Here is a 1,110-nt window from a genome sequence, read left to right on the forward strand (position 1 = left end):
TGTACTGCCCAGGGACGTTGGTTGACTCGGTGTGACGACTCGCTGTAGTCATTGACGAAAGGGTGAGGGTCTCCGGTTCACAGTGGTGTTGCTTAGACATTCACTAAAACCAGGAGACCCTCATGTCCCACGCTAATGCTGCGCTGACTCCGCGGCACCGTTTACGCCTCGCGCGTCTGATTGTTGACGACGGGTGGCCGGTCGCGCACGCGGCCGCCTATTTCCATGTGTCCTGGCCGACTGCGAAACGGTGGGCTGATCGATACGAGTCGATGGGCTCGGACGGGATGCAGGACCGGTCCTCTCGCCCGCACCGTTCCCCGGCGAAGACGCCGCCWGCCCTCGTGCGGAAGATCGTGCATTTGCGGTGGAAGCACCGCCTCGGGCCGATTGCGATCGCGGCGAAGCTGGGCCTGTCGGCCTCGACCGTGCACGCCGTGCTGGTGCGCTGCCGACTGAATCGCCTCTCCCACGTCGACAAGCGAACCGGGGAAGTCGTCCGCCGCTACGAGCACGACARGCCCGGCGCGATGATCCACGTCGACGTGACCAARTTCGGCAAYATTCCCGACGGCGGCGGGCACCGCTTCGTCGGCCGCCAGCAGGGCAACCGGAACCGGGCCGCCACGATCGGCGCCCCACGCACCAAGAATCGCGAACCGATCATCGGGAAAGCATTCGTGCACACCGTCATCGATGACCACTCCCGCGTCGCCTACGCCGAGATTCACGACGATGAGCAAGCGATCACGGCCGTTGGCGTGCTGAACCGGGCCGTGGCCTGGTTCGCCGACCGCGGCGTCACCGTCGAACGTGTCCTTTCCGACAACGGCTCCGCCTACAAATCCCACCTCTGGCGCGACACCTGCCACGCCCTGAACATCAAGGTCAAGAAGACCCGCCCSTATCGGCCACAAACCAACGGCAAGATCGAACGGTTCCACCGCACCATGGGCGAGGGGTGGGCGTTCAAGCGCTTCTACGCMAGCGAATCAGCCCGCCGCAACGCACTGCCGGCCTGGCTCCACGAATACAATCACCACAGGCCCCACACCGCAATCGGAGGCCAACCACCCATCAGCCGGTTAACTAACCTTGCTGGGCAGTACA

The 1,110-nt window shown here is 64.2% G+C and carries 1 protein-coding gene; it reads left to right on the plus strand.

What is annotated here, in order from left to right; all coding sequences use genetic code 11:
- Positions 1 to 122: 122 nt before the first annotated feature.
- Positions 123 to 1,110 (plus strand): IS481 family transposase (locus AB4Y63_RS19135; protein ID WP_441792657.1); only part of this gene is annotated, 988 nt, incomplete at its 3' end.

This window comes from Leifsonia sp. YAF41 (assembly GCF_052113185.1).
In the GTDB taxonomy this organism is placed as follows: domain Bacteria; phylum Actinomycetota; class Actinomycetes; order Actinomycetales; family Microbacteriaceae; genus Cryobacterium.